Raw genomic sequence first — 14,139 nt, 5'->3', positions numbered from 1 at the left:
TTAACTTTGCTAGCGTATCTTGTAATTGGCTGTTTAATATTAAAAATTGAGCATCCATCATTAAATAATATGTAGCATCATTTATATACCTATAATGACTTGTATATTGTTTAGTAGCAATGTCCAAGTGTCCATTATTTTGATTCAACTTTTTAATACTTTCATAACAAGCCTCTTTGTTTATGTGATATATATCTTTAGTTTTAAATGTCATTTTTCCCCTAGGATGTCTATTTACAAACAAAATCTCATTTTCGCATTTTAAGCTGTTAGCTGGAAAAGCTCTTTTAGCATATTTCGTTAATATAAAATCTGGATACATAATAATATCTTCGACTGGTACCTTGAAGCAAACTTTTATCAATTTATGGCCATAAACTGCATCTAATTTACTATGAAAGTACTGGCCAGATAGCAGAATATTTGTATCAATTTCGAATGTAAATTCCGGGTTATTTAAACCACCTATTTCTATTTGTCGAAGGACTTGTGCTAATTCGATAGTATTTAAAGAACGATAAACTCGTACAAATCCTCCTTCTTCTATTAGGTTACATACTTTTAGCATGTATTGGGTATGAGTATATATATTCTGAATGTCATCAATTGCTTCATAAAACATATCATCAGAAATCGAATTGGCCAGAGCTAATGTATCTTCAAAGTAATCTCGCCGATAAATATTCTGTCCATATTCAACTGGCATATAATATGTCTCTTCATATCCTAATCGTCTTTGAATATTAAAGGCAAATTTAATTAAAGATGTTAGATAATATCTAGTAAAATTATACCGTTCATTATCCAGAGTAAAAGATATAATTTCTACATCATTTATTATACCACCTTCAATGCAATCCTCAACTAAAGGAGAGCGTACCCGATAACGATAGAGGTTTGCAAAATCAGATGAGGTTGTATCATGAAAAAAATATGTTTCTTGGTCTTCATAATTTTGAACATTACTCATAGATTACCTCCGTTTTTTATATTTGGTTTTGCCCATCCTCCGAAAAAGGAGAATATAACAATTGTATATTTATTTAAAAAGATTATTTATAAGGTTTTTCAACTTTTGAAAAATAGTTAATTTCTTATTTTGATGTTTGGTTTCACTATATCTATTTTTTATAGGATTATTTTGCAAAGTATGATATTTAGAGGTCTGTATCTTTTTATTTAGATTTTCATCTGTTTCATTGGTAGTTGCTGCTATTTGTTGTAGTGTACTAGTTTTGTTCACTTCGTTTGAAATAGTCAACTTAGGTACATCTTTTTTCTTTACTAAATATGGTGCTTTAACATTTTGCGCTTTGGAATTACCTTTTTTTTGTTGAATATTTTTTTTCTGAGGATAAGGACAATAAATATTGTCCCCGTTTATTCTTGGTGTCTTAGTTGGTTCAATAGTAATTTCTTTTGCACGATATGCTGAATTGTCTTCTTTCGTTTTGTCAGAGAGGTTTTTTTTAGAAAGCTGTACTTGTTGTAAATTTATAATCTCATCTGTGGTTAAAGGGTTTTGAAATAAATAACAAATCCCATCATTTAAATGATACCTATTTTCAAAAGAGTCTTCTAAACGAATAAAGCAATTAAACATGTATACGCCTTCATTGTTGTGATCTTTATTGTCATATATGTATAGATTCCCATTTTTAATAAAGCGCTCCAATTCTAGCTTTACATTATAGTAATTAGGAAGGCTGTTTATATTCGTCTTAAATAAATAACCATAATAATAAAATTTTTCACTTTGTATGGAATCTTTTTCAAGTTGGCATAAATACAAGGTTTGTTTATCTGGTGGATTCATAACCACTTTATTGAATTTGAAAATTCTTTGTGCATTATAAAAATTTATATAAAATGTTTCTTGTCGATTCGCTTTCTTTCTTAAAGAGCATTTTTGTATAAAACCCTTGTCGTTTAAAATATAAAGTGAATCAGCGTTATTTAAATATACTAGTTCATTGGAAATACGTCCGGTTTGATTTTTCTTGAAATCATCAAGTTTCACTCGGCTGATATGAAAAATCCATAGTACAGGAATGTTTGCTTTACTATAGTCTTTTGTCCGGGCTATTAACTCTTCACGTTCTATTTTTGATGCTTGGAATTCGACCACAAATGGTTGATCATTTTCATAGATAACCATATCAGCTCGTCTTCCTGGAATAAGGATTGCTTCCATATCAACTTTAAGTTCCGGTCGATATTTTTTTAAGTGTTTAAAAAAGTTCTCTTTCATATCTACATGTTTTTTAGATTCACCAGTGCCACTAAAAGCACAAGAGCTACCTGGTACATGCGCAAAATGATGAATCCTCTCATCCCCTTTTCTAGGATTGACTTGTGCTTTACAATGTGGACAGAAATATGTATTGCCATCTCCTTTTTCGACTATCCAAATATAGGAATCTTCACCATTTTGATTTATAGCACGCTGCATAGCCATTAAAACACCTCTTTTTAACTAAAATAAATTGATTTCAAATTATTGCGAATACTATAATTGTACATTAGTTCCAATACTAGTTGAAAGTAGAGATAGAATAAAATGAGATTTACAAAAGATACATTTTGTAAATCTCATTTTAAAAATATAGTTACATTTATCAAAAAGTTTACAACAGAAAATAAGAAAAGAGTTCTTTAATGAACTCTTTTTCTAATTCTATCTCATTATAACGGCATCCCAGGTAAAAATTTCGCTATTAATACCAAAATTGCCGCTAAGAATACTGCTTTAATAATGAATAGAACAATAATTGGAATTGATGCTTTTACCTTACTTAATCCAGCTGTAATGTGTAATCCAAGCCAAATTAAAACTAAATTCCATACATAGAATATTTCAATCGTATTACCAATTCCATATGCAAATGTACCCTCCTTAAATAGTAACCCTAAACTCGTATATTGAGTCATTCCAGTACCAAAGATTAGACTTAAAATTGTATTAACAAGTCCACCAATAATAAGGACAATGTTTGTATAAACTACAATATTCAATAAAGTTTTATAAGGTGTATCATTACCAAAGAACATCATAAATATTTTATAAATAGCTGCTATAAATAGTGTTCCAATCATTGCACCAGCAAAGCTTGATCCAATTCCAGAAATAACTTCTGATGTAAGTGAACTTTGTCCAGCCAGTTCACCTAATTCTTTTTTCATTTTAAGCATCTCGGGTGAGGTATGTATAACATACGCACTTAAACCACCTAGTAGTCCTTGTAACAGTGCTACAAAGAGGAACATACCCCAAACTTTCTTGTTTGTTTTCATTCTTTCAAATTGTACTCCAGGAGATGTAATCATTCCAAATAATGATGGCTTTTTCACACTTACATCTTGTGTATTCATATTCGCTTCCATTATAGCGCCTCCTTCTATTTATATAATCCTCTTAAAGGATGTTACAAACAATTCACTCGAACAATATGTATGTGTAGTAGAGATATTTATCTCTACTACACTAGTAAACTATTCGTAGCGAAGTGCTTCAATTGGATCTAATTTTGCAGCTTTATTCGCTGGAATTAATCCGAAAATAATACCAAGTGTCATTGAGAACAGTAAGCCCCCTACAACAACTTCCCATGAAACAAGCGGTGGCCATTTCGCAAATGTGGAAACGATATATGCCCCGCCATATCCAAGACCAATACCAATTAAACCGCCAAGAAGCGTTAACATAACTGCTTCAATTAAGAATTGTAATAAAATTTTACTACGGGTTGCGCCAAGTGCTTTACGTACACCAATTTCACGTGTACGCTCTGTTACAGATACAAGCATGATGTTCATAACACCAATACCACCAACAATTAACGAAATACCAGCGATACCACTGATAATCATTGTCATAATATTTGTCATTCTCGAAATACCTTCTTGAATCTCTTTTAAATTCATGACTTCGTATTTACCAGTTGCATCTCTCGGTTTACGACTGTTTAAAACATCTGCGGCTTTTTTACCTGCCTTCTCTAAATTATCTACATTTTTTGCTTGAACAGAAATATTTTGAATTTCATCTTTTCCATACAGTGTCGGCCATAATGAGATTGGAATGAGTGCTTCTGAGGATCCCATTCCCATAAACTCATTATCTGATTGATAGACACCAATAATTTGCATCGGTTGACCTTTCATTTCAATGATTTTACCGACTGGATTCACATCTTTAAACACCTTATCTTCCATTTGTTTACTAATCATGACAACATTATTACCTTGATCCACATCTGATTCTTGCAGCGAACGTCCTTTGAGTACTTTCACTTTATTCACCGTGAAATACTCATTGTCTAATCCTGTAATATTCACCATCTCTTTTTTATCTTCAATATCAAGAGATTCCATACTTGAATTTGTTGTTACGATATGTGAAATCTCTGGAATCTTCTTGAGTTCAAAAATATCTTCTTCTGTTATTTTTGGTGCTTCAGGCATATCCATACCAAAAGAATCATTTATATCAGGACTATAATGAATGGGAACTGTTTGATTCCCTGATCCAACAAATTGTGATTTTAAGGCGGCTTCTCCGCCTTGGCCAATCGCTACTACAGTAATAATTGAACCTACACCGATAATAATACCGAGCATCGTAAGAGCTGAACGCAGTTTATGAGCTAATATAGAAGATAAGGCAATTTTCATACTATCTAGTAAACTCATACTGCACACCTTCTATCTTCTGTAATTTTCCCATCTCGCAAAACAATCCGACGAGACGAATAAGCCGCTACTTCCTCTTCATGCGTAACCATAACAATTGTCGTACCTTCTGCATTAAGCTTCGTGAAAATATCCATAACTTGCTCACCAGACTTTGTATCAAGTGCACCAGTTGGCTCATCGGCCATAATGAACGTTGGGTTATTCGTAATCGCCCTAGCAATCGCTACACGCTGCTTCTGTCCACCTGATAATTCATTCGGTAAATGATGCACACGATCAGCTAATCCGACCTTACCTAACGCCTCTAAAGCACGCTTGCGGCGCTCTGCCTTCTTCACACCACCATATACGAGCGGAAGTTCAACGTTTTCCACTGCCGAAAGACGCGGTAATAAATTAAAGTGCTGGAATACGAAACCGATATATTCATTACGAATTAAAGCTAGTTTTGACTCGTCTGCTGTTAAGATATTCACATCATCCAACATATATTCACCTTCTGTTGGACGATCCAAACAACCGATAATATTCATAAGCGTTGATTTACCAGAACCAGACGGTCCCATAATAGAAACAAATTCACCGCTTTGAATCGTTAAACTAATACCATGTAAAATCGGCACTGCCAATTTCCCTTGATAATATGTTTTAGCAATATTATTTAGCGTAATCATTTCTCTTTCACTTCCATTCCGTCATACACGTTATCGGAAGGATTTTTAACCACCTTTTGCCCCACTGTTACGCCTTCAACAATCTCTGTCCAGTCTCCATCAGTAGAACCTTTTTTCACATTTTGCTTACGAAGCTTTCCTTTCTCTTCGATATAAACAAATGTGTCATCATCTTTTTCTACAATGCTCTTAGTCGGAACAGTAATCATCTTCTTATTCTCTAAATTTACTTGCAATGAAACGTGATAACCTGGAGATAAACCATCTTGACTATCAAGACTTGCTTTATATGTATATTGAGACATATTTTGTGTTCCTTCAGCCATACCACCCGCTTGAGCCATTTCTGCACTCGTTGGGAACTCACTTACTTCTGTAATCTTACCTGTCCACTTCTTCTTATTGTTTGCTTTCGCAGTTACAGTGAATGTTTGATCCTTTTGAATTTGTGACTTCTGAAGCTCAGTTAACGTCCCTTGTATTTGGAACGGATCTTTAGAAGCAACTTGTAAAAACGCCTTTCCTTGACCACCTAACGCTTGAGATGAACTTTGTGCCGCATCTTTATCTAACTTTTGAACAACACCAGCAAAATTACTATAAATCGTAAGTTCTTTCTGCTTCTTACTTAACTCTTCTTTCTGCAACTTTCCTTTTTCTTTCTCAAGGTCAATTGTTTTTTGTCCTATCTCTAACTCGTTTACTTGCTCTTCCATCGGATCTGTTACTTCTTTCCCAGCTCCGCTATCTTTTGCTTTCTTAATTTCTTTCTTCAATGAATCAATCTTCTTTTTCCCTTGATCATAACGCATATCAGCCATCTTCTGATCAAGCTCAACTTGCTTCATCTGTAAATTAATTTCTTCATTATCATAAGAGAATAATTTCGCTCCTTTTTCTACCTCTTGTCCTTCTTTCACTTCAATATCCTTCACTTTTCCTTTTGCTTGATCTGCGTAGAAGCTTTCGATATTTCCTGGTTTTATTTGTCCCGAAATTAACTTCGTATTATTTAATTTGCGTTCTGTTACTTCCTCAAGCCTAACAACATCTGATTTCTCATCACCCTTTTCCTTACCTTTCATCAGAGAAATATTGATGGCCGCCACGATGATGATTAGTGCAATAACTCCAATACTAATCCACTTCTTTGTGTTTCTTTTACTATGAATCTTTTTCACTAACATAAATGTCCTCTTTTCTAAAATTCACTAAAAATACTGGTTATTTTTTATGACTAATTGAATAAAAAGGGGCAACCTTAAAAAATAAGTCACCCCTTTTTCCTATTAAATTGCCTAGCACCATTGTAAACTGCTTATATTAAGAATGAGAAAATACTATACTTACCAGTAATGTGAAAATTATATTTGTACATACAATTATAACTACTGCTTTCTTTCTTTTATTGTAATTACTTTCTTTTACAGCTAAAAATACTCCTAAGGCATAAATAAACAAGCTCCAAACCCCACAAATACTAAAGCTATTCGCTATCATAGAAAATAATGAATTATGGTTCGACGATAATATTGCAATAGAGGTTGGTGAATAGGGAAATATTTTACCTATATTTATTGAAACAATTAATTTTAGCAATGAGTCCACTAATACAGGCATATATGCATAAAAACCAATAATCATTAATTTCCTAAATTCAACATAGGAATCAACAATTGTTAACAAAATATAATTAATAAGGGAGTTTATAACTACACCTAGTAATGGTGAAATTACCCCTAAAAATACTGCGAAAATTAACATTATCGTTTTTAAATATTGTAACTCACCCTCAGTATTAATATTAGGTAATGTTAATACTGATAGAACCGCTAGAATTGCTGAACATAATCCTATTACAATAACAGGTAATATCAAATCATATTTTTTTATATTCTCTTCCAATACCTTTTTGGGAGAGAAGAAAATATGAATAAAACTATAAATTTTCATAAATATATTCTCCTTTAAGCATATCTAATAGTTGGAATGAAAGCGGATAAAGTTAATCTCATTTTCCACAAAACCCAAAAAAACCTTATAAATACACGATTAACTTACCCAATTAATAATTATTGGGGAAACATATGCTTCTAAGACAGCTGCAATTATAAATAGGCTAATAGACATAACAGCCATAAAAACACAATTTCTTAAGTGTACCCTAATATTTATTTTTTTGTTTCTTAATAAATAATAGATAATACATACAGGATATAAGCCTATACCACCTACTAGAATAATAGCTGGAAGTTCAAAGATACCATGTACTAAAATGCTTGCAATCGCTACACCATATGAGTGAAAATCACCGACTGCAACAAGTGTTGCGCCAAGGAAAAATCCATTTAAAAACAAATAATATATTGTACTTAATGATAAAGTGATTAATCCACTAGCCACAAAAACGGCACTTTTCAAATTATGAGTTATATAATCAATTGCACTACTTTGTGCACCTACAGTTTTCCCTGCTTCGACTCCAATATATTTTGATAATATTAGCCCTAAAATAAATGCGGACACATAAATACATGCTGAAGAAAAAAATAATTTCCAAAAATGCTGTTTAGATATCCACTTTTTACTACATTTAATATCAACATTGCTTTTTTTATTATTTCTCTTCATTTATCTCTTCACCTTGAACTATACCTATTAAAGCATCTTCAAAAGAACGATCATTCTTTAAAGTCGATACTAGTCCTTCAAAAATTACATTCCCTTGATTAATTACATAAACACGATCACAAATATCTTCTACAATGTCTAATCGATGAGAGGATAACAAAACACCTGCTGAATTTCGTTTAGAAAAATTCACCAAAAAATCCTTTGTAGTTTTAGTGGACAAGGCATCGTAACCATTCATTGGCTCATCTAGTAACAAATATTTAGGGGAATCAAGTATACCTAATATAAGAGCTACTTTTTGTTTCATACCATAAGATAAATTTTTTATATATTCATTTTGTTTGTTCTCCAATGAAAATAATTTTAACAAGGGCTCCACTTTTTCAAGTATTTCTTTAGTACTCATCGAATAAAGTCGTCCCATAAAGATTAATGTTTCCTGAATGGTTAACATATTATATAAGTACAAATCATTAGGTATGTAACTTACATTTTTATATTTGTTATTATCTGTATTATCAATATTTATGTCTCCACTTGTTACTTGTCGAATACCACTTAAACACTCTAATAAAGTGGTTTTCCCTGCGCCATTATGTCCTAATAACCCAATAATTTCTCCCTCCTTTAGAGATAATGAAATAGATTTCAACGTATCTGTCTCTGTATTTTCATATTTGTATATTAAGTCTTTCGTAATTATCATTTGATTTTCCATCCTTTCCATAAAGGGGCTTTTAAAATAATTAGAATAATAAAGCTCCAAATTAATGTAGTAACTAAAATGACTTGTATATAACTGAATAGAAAATCTTGTAGCGATATTTTTTCAGCATATAAAAATGCTGCTTTTGTTCCTATAAAAGCAACATTTATTACTTCATATGAACGTATAAATAAATTTTCTATTAAATGTCCGAGAACCGAAGTATTAACTTTATCTTTACTTTCCCAACTAAAATTAGGAAAACAAGCACTTCCTAAAATAAAACTTAGAGTTAATGTTATACAAATACATAAAGCACTTAACAAGAAGCATAATATTAAGAAGAATGATACTTTTATAAAGAATAATAAAATACAAGTAGAAAAAAGAATGATCGGGAATATCGTTAGAAAATGCAAATAAAATTTAGCCACATAAATAAAATATGGATTTTTTAGCCGAGACTGATACAGAATGATCCAACTTTTTTCTAGATCAATACTAGATAATTTTCCAACCTTTGCTGATAATAAACCAGATAAAACTATCTGATGAAATAAAACTATTATTATAAAAATACCTTGATGATGATCTTGTGAAAAATTCATAGAGAAGGCAGTTATCACCCCTAAAGAACAAGCTGAGGCAATAAGTCCTCCCTTGATAAAGCCTAAAGATAAATTTTCCCCTCTAATTAATAAAAGTAAGTCTTTAAAAAAGACATTAAAAATTTTGGAATGAATTTTTTCAGACATAAATATATTAATAAGTATTGAACCTTTTTCTTTATTCTCAATTTGTGCATCTTTTATTTTATATATATTAAAACGATTTTGATATTTACGTAATATAAATACATTTAAAAGAAATAGGATTATAGTTAATAAAGGTAACCATAGATACCAGTAATCAAAAACATTAATAAAATAATCCGAATGATTTAATACATTAATCCAAACATTGAGTAGATGTTTATCAAAGAAATACCTTACTACTATAAAAGTTATAAACCCAGCAATTAATAACTTAAAGACAAAAATTAAACTATGAGTAACTAATGAAGAATTAGAATTTCCTTTTCCAAAAATGTATGTCACTAATAATAGTGTCATTCTACAAAGAAGTGCAAAAATTAATACGCCAAAAATAGTACAAAAACTATAAAAAGGTATTTTTAAGCCTGAAACCTTTATCATTGAGTAAAAAATACCAATCTGTAAAGGTAGTACAAACATTATTATATTTAAGAAATAGGTATCTACTAGCTTAGCAAATTGGATATTAAAAGTATTCAGATTTCTTAGTCTTAAGAGTTGAATATCATGAGAAAAAAATGCACGAAGATACACATCGTTAAAAGAACCTCTTACTAAAGAAATAAATAACAAAATATAAAAAATAGCATACATCTTTTTAATTAAACTTAGTGATAGTGTAATGCCACTCATTTGAATAAAATGAAAGATAGATAAAAATGTAAAATAAAAAACAAGAGATAGCGAGATTGAAATTGTAATGATGACTTGAAGAACCATCCTTTTATTTAAAATTAAATATGGATTATAACGAGATACAAGCCAACGAAAATGTAAAATATGTTGCATAAATATAAGTGTAAATATATTACTTAGTTTCTCCATTTAAGAACTCCTTTTAAAAATATAATACAGAAAAAGGCAATTATACCGCAATTGCCCAAATTATGAATTTTAACAAAAAATAAGACCATCTCAAGAAAGGAGACAGTCTTATTTTTTAAAAGTTAATTACCAAGCAATAGCAACTGAAGCAGCAGTTTTCTTCATTTGATTCTTAATTAACAAATAAACTGCACCTACTCCAATTGAGAAAGGCCCTGTTGCAGCAATGATGATAGAAGCTACTGCCCATGCATCTGCTCCATTATTTACTGCATTGTACACCTTAGTTGCTGTACTTTCAGGAAGATTAAAATTTTTCGCAATCTCAAATAAAACATCAAATTCCATTTTCGTTACCTCTTTCCATTTATGTTTTTACAATCCAATTTATAATTGCATTTGAATTGTACGATTTATATAAATGAAAAACAATACATTATGCATATTTGCATATATTTTTATATCGGGATTTTTCGGAGTTATTTCCCTTTATTACTATATAAAGAATACAAAGTGTGTAAACTGTATACTATGGCAAATGCAACTACAACGATCCATATATAATCATACATTCCTGTTTTTCCATTTATAACATCACCTATGCCACTTATAAATAAATATAAAAGGAGAAATATTATAATAATTGTGCTATTCTTTTTCATTAGATCCAACCTCTCGAGTGATTTTTAAATGTTTTAATATACCTTCCTGTAGATAATTTTAATACTCCTAGTCTTAGATAAACAATATTTAAAATGATGTTTATTTTATATTTGAAAAATATTTATATGTAAATAGGAATTTTAACAGTATAATATTTTGATTTACAATTAGAAAACTTCGCGACGGAACATTCAATAATCAATATACCTTAGTATTTTTAGATGAAGAGGTGGAACTCAATCGTGAGTTTGTAGTTTTATTTAAGCGAAGCAAACCAGGATCAGGTACTATTATTATTGGAACGGATAAAGGTAGTGTAACAATATCAGTTGTCCCAAATACTACAGAAAGTGAAAATTAATAGAAGCATATCTACTAAAGGCTTATATTGCAACGGGCAGTATATATGATAAAAACGATCGTACTTCCAGAATAGATGCTAGAAAATGGAAACTAGCAGACACAACTATGGACATTAAGCTGATGAACTTTGTGTGCCTTATATTGATATTACCAACCTTTTTTAAGGACATGAGGTAAAAAAATATACTAAGGCTTACATTCGATTTTATCATTATCTGAAAATAATTTTTAGACAATACTACAAGGGGAGCCCTTACGCATCCATCAATTTAAGATTTCATAAAAGGGGCACCATATCAAAAAAGAAAATTGTACGTTTAGACATATTCAGCCGATTTCCTGTACGTTAGAGGATTCGTTTCTATATTGAAAGGGTTCTAGGAGCTTAACTACCTATTGGAATAAAAAATAACCAGCTTATAGCTGGTCTTGATTTAGTGTACTTTCATATTCCTTGATTATTTTGTAAAAAGTATTTTTCTTTAGTTCTAATATTGTCATAAATTGAACTCCAGTTATTTCTCTATTTTTCCATTTAGGATACGTTTCTTCTATTATAAGTATTTGCTTTTGATTTAATGTTGAAAGGTTACATTGAGGACGACCTAAATGTTTTCCTTGAGATTTGGCTACCGCAATCCCTTCCGCTTGTCGCTGATGAATTTTTTTACGCTCTTGATCTGCAACATAGGAAAGCAAAGATAAAAATTGATCTTCCATCAACCGACCCATGTCACCCATTTCACGGAACTTACGGCTATCGAATAAAGTTTCATTTTCTAAAACAATAATATCAGCTTGTAATTCTCTTGTTATGTATTTCCACTCTGAAATTACTTCATCATAATTACGCCCCATACGATCTAAAGCATCTACATAGACAATATCACCTTGACTCAATACTTTTCTCAGCAATTGATATTGCGGACGATCAAAATGTCGTCCGCTTGCTTTGTCGACAAAAATACGCCGAGCTTCCACTCCTCTTTCCATCATCTTATGTAATTGACGTTGTTCATTTTGATCTTTTGTACTTACACGTATATATCCATAAATATTTGCCATATTTAACATGCTCCTTACATTTGTTACCACAATTATATCACTTTAGTTTATAAAGGTCTTCGATAAAAATAAACGTTTATAAAATAATCTTAGCCACCTTTATAAACTTGATGATTCAATGTTTCCTAGATGTTCTTTTCCTGTTTGTAAAGGTATATCTTTTTAAACAGATGTTTACTTTCTCTATTGTTGCATGAGAATTTTCTTTTTTAGGAGAAGGTAATTTTGAGGGACTATATTTAACCAATTTACAATCCTTATACATATAAAATTAAAAAGCATTGGGTAACAGATTCATAAAATCGAACAGTTATTGCAGAAAAACGTGAGCCCACATTAACAGGAACAACTTGTTATCCTTTTGACTAGATAGGAGACGCTCCAAATCGGTACATAATTGAATTATCTCTATTTTCTACTCGTTCATAGGGAGGGCTAAGACTTTCTTGTTCATTTTCATTTATTGAAGATAGGCAGTAACTTAATTTTCTCAATACGATTTTTTTGATTTTAATATAAAATTTTTACATTTTATGATATATCTGTATTAAGGGGCCCTTGTTGATGATTAGGGAAAAAAATTATATGGGAGGCACAAAAAATGTCATTAAAAAAGAAATTAGGTGCTGGAGTGGTTTCAGCCGCTCTTGGTTTATCTTTGATTGGTGGGGGAACCTATGCATATTTTAGTGATCAAGAGGTCACAAATAATAAATTTGCTGCTGGAACATTAGATTTTGCTATGCAGCCTACCACATCTCTTAATCTAGACAATTTAAAACCAGGGGATAAAATATTAAAAAAATTTAATATAAAAAATAGTGGTACGTTGGATATCAAAGATATCGTGATGAAGGTTGATTATACTGTGAACGATTTTAAAAAAGATAATGGTGTTGAAGATTTTGGTAAACACATTAAAGTACAGTTTCTGTGGGATTGGGATCCAGAGAAAAGTCCTGTATATGAAACAACCTTGGCAGAATTAAAATCACAACATCCAGAAGTTGCTTCTCAAAAAATATTCCTGTCAAAATGGGCAGAAACAGGTGGATTAAAATCTGGAAAAACGGATTGGTTTTGGATGAAATTTACCTTTGAAGACAATGGTACGGATCAAAATATGTTCCAGGGAGATAGTATTGCGATGAATATGGAGTTCCAAGCGAATCAAACAGAAGGACAAGAAAGATAATATTGCAAGACCCATATATGAAAGTAAGACTTCTAAGACATAACATTTTAGAAGTCTTACTTTCATATTTCAAATCGGGATAAGACTTGTGAAAAAAGTGTAACCTGTAATCATACTAAATTTTTATCTGTTAAAAAAACTTTGTAACAGAACCCAGCACTTTATCTTGTTTCTTATTTTCATTTACCTTAGGCTTTGTCTCATATAAATTGTTTAATACACGATTATACTCATTTCTTGTAATTTCTTTATTATACAACTGAATTAATAAATCTTTATGCTCTTTTGAAAAGGCCATTTTATCAAAAAACTTAGGATACATAGTACCAATCTCTCCGCTTCATGTTGGGTTTTATATGATAAACCATAAGTAGAAAAACCCATATCTATATAGAATAGGGATGGGTTTTTCAGTTACTATTTTAGACGTCGTTGTATAGTATAAATATTGGCTGAGTATTATATTATAACATAAAAGGGTTCTGGTGCAAATAATGGACAAAC

At 31.0% G+C, this 14,139-nt stretch carries 15 protein-coding genes and 1 pseudogene; 3 read left to right on the top strand and 13 right to left on the bottom strand.

Annotated features, from left to right (window positions below):
* The 11 genes from RT27_RS23440 to RT27_RS23390 form a co-directional block, all read right to left on the bottom strand.
* The coding region (locus RT27_RS23440; RefSeq protein ID WP_043937699.1) for a hypothetical protein at positions 1-970 on the bottom strand (970 nt) is incomplete at its 3' end.
* A gap of 69 nt (positions 971-1,039) precedes the next feature.
* Positions 1,040-2,458 (bottom strand): competence protein CoiA family protein, encoded by a 1,419-nt coding sequence (locus tag RT27_RS23435; RefSeq protein WP_043937698.1) that lies wholly within the window; start codon positions 2,456-2,458, stop codon positions 1,040-1,042.
* 227 nt (positions 2,459-2,685) lie between these two features.
* Positions 2,686-3,384: a Yip1 family protein gene (locus RT27_RS23430; RefSeq protein ID WP_043937697.1), complete on the bottom strand. Its 699-nt coding sequence runs from the start codon at positions 3,382-3,384 to the stop codon at positions 2,686-2,688.
* 108 nt (positions 3,385-3,492) lie between these two features.
* Positions 3,493-4,692, bottom strand: a complete 1,200-nt coding sequence (locus RT27_RS23425) for an ABC transporter permease (protein ID WP_043937696.1) — start codon at positions 4,690-4,692, stop codon at positions 3,493-3,495.
* The gene (locus RT27_RS23420; RefSeq protein WP_043937695.1) at positions 4,689-5,369 is read right to left on the bottom strand and encodes an ABC transporter ATP-binding protein; all 681 of its coding nucleotides are present in this window, start codon (positions 5,367-5,369) and stop codon (positions 4,689-4,691) included. Before RT27_RS23420 ends, RT27_RS23425 begins: the two co-directional genes overlap by 4 nt.
* The gene (locus RT27_RS23415) at positions 5,366-6,556 is read right to left on the bottom strand and encodes a biotin/lipoyl-binding protein (RefSeq protein WP_043937694.1); all 1,191 of its coding nucleotides are present in this window, start codon (positions 6,554-6,556) and stop codon (positions 5,366-5,368) included. Before RT27_RS23415 ends, RT27_RS23420 begins: the two co-directional genes overlap by 4 nt.
* A gap of 136 nt (positions 6,557-6,692) precedes the next feature.
* Positions 6,693-7,322 carry a YIP1 family protein gene (locus RT27_RS23410; RefSeq protein WP_043937693.1) on the bottom strand — a complete coding sequence of 210 codons (630 nt, stop codon included), beginning with the start codon at positions 7,320-7,322 and terminating at the stop codon, positions 6,693-6,695.
* A gap of 99 nt (positions 7,323-7,421) precedes the next feature.
* A complete protein-coding gene (locus RT27_RS23405) occupies positions 7,422-8,000 on the bottom strand; it encodes a stage II sporulation protein M (protein WP_043937692.1) in 579 nt (192 codons plus the stop codon).
* Positions 7,987-8,709, bottom strand: a complete 723-nt coding sequence (locus tag RT27_RS23400) for an ABC transporter ATP-binding protein (protein WP_043937691.1) — start codon at positions 8,707-8,709, stop codon at positions 7,987-7,989. Before RT27_RS23400 ends, RT27_RS23405 begins: the two co-directional genes overlap by 14 nt.
* Positions 8,706-10,349: a hypothetical protein gene (locus tag RT27_RS23395; protein WP_043937690.1), complete on the bottom strand. Its 1,644-nt coding sequence runs from the start codon at positions 10,347-10,349 to the stop codon at positions 8,706-8,708. Before RT27_RS23395 ends, RT27_RS23400 begins: the two co-directional genes overlap by 4 nt.
* A 126-nt stretch (positions 10,350-10,475) precedes the next feature.
* Positions 10,476-10,697 (bottom strand): circular bacteriocin, circularin A/uberolysin family, encoded by a 222-nt coding sequence (locus RT27_RS23390; RefSeq protein ID WP_043937689.1) that lies wholly within the window; start codon positions 10,695-10,697, stop codon positions 10,476-10,478.
* A gap of 544 nt (positions 10,698-11,241) precedes the next feature.
* Between RT27_RS23390 and RT27_RS36140 the strand changes: the two genes are divergently transcribed.
* Entirely contained in the window at positions 11,242-11,373 is a 132-nt protein-coding gene (locus RT27_RS36140) for a hypothetical protein (protein WP_269429677.1), read from the top strand.
* 419 nt (positions 11,374-11,792) lie between these two features.
* Here the strand turns inward: RT27_RS36140 and RT27_RS23380 are convergent, their stop codons facing one another.
* Complete coding sequence (locus RT27_RS23380) at positions 11,793-12,440, bottom strand: recombinase family protein (RefSeq protein ID WP_043937687.1); 648 nt, start codon at positions 12,438-12,440, stop codon at positions 11,793-11,795.
* A gap of 258 nt (positions 12,441-12,698) precedes the next feature.
* On the opposite strand from RT27_RS23380, the pseudogene RT27_RS35860 reads away from it, so the two are divergent.
* Positions 12,699-12,809: pseudogene (locus tag RT27_RS35860) on the top strand (class D sortase); the annotation flags it as partial.
* Between the two features lie 232 nt (positions 12,810-13,041).
* Positions 13,042-13,635: a TasA family protein gene (locus RT27_RS23375; protein WP_000053706.1), complete on the top strand. Its 594-nt coding sequence runs from the start codon at positions 13,042-13,044 to the stop codon at positions 13,633-13,635.
* A 130-nt stretch (positions 13,636-13,765) separates the two neighbouring features.
* Here RT27_RS23375 and RT27_RS23370 read toward each other — a convergent pair whose 3' ends face one another.
* On the bottom strand, positions 13,766-13,957 hold the full coding sequence (locus RT27_RS23370; protein ID WP_000283265.1) for a hypothetical protein: 192 nt from the start codon (positions 13,955-13,957) through the stop codon (positions 13,766-13,768).
* Between the last annotated feature and the right edge of the window lie 182 nt (positions 13,958-14,139).

This window comes from Bacillus sp. L_1B0_5 (assembly GCF_000836715.1).
Lineage (GTDB): Bacteria > Bacillota > Bacilli > Bacillales > Bacillaceae_G > Bacillus_A > Bacillus_A thuringiensis_S.
This window is presented reverse-complemented; position numbering and strand designations above follow the sequence as displayed.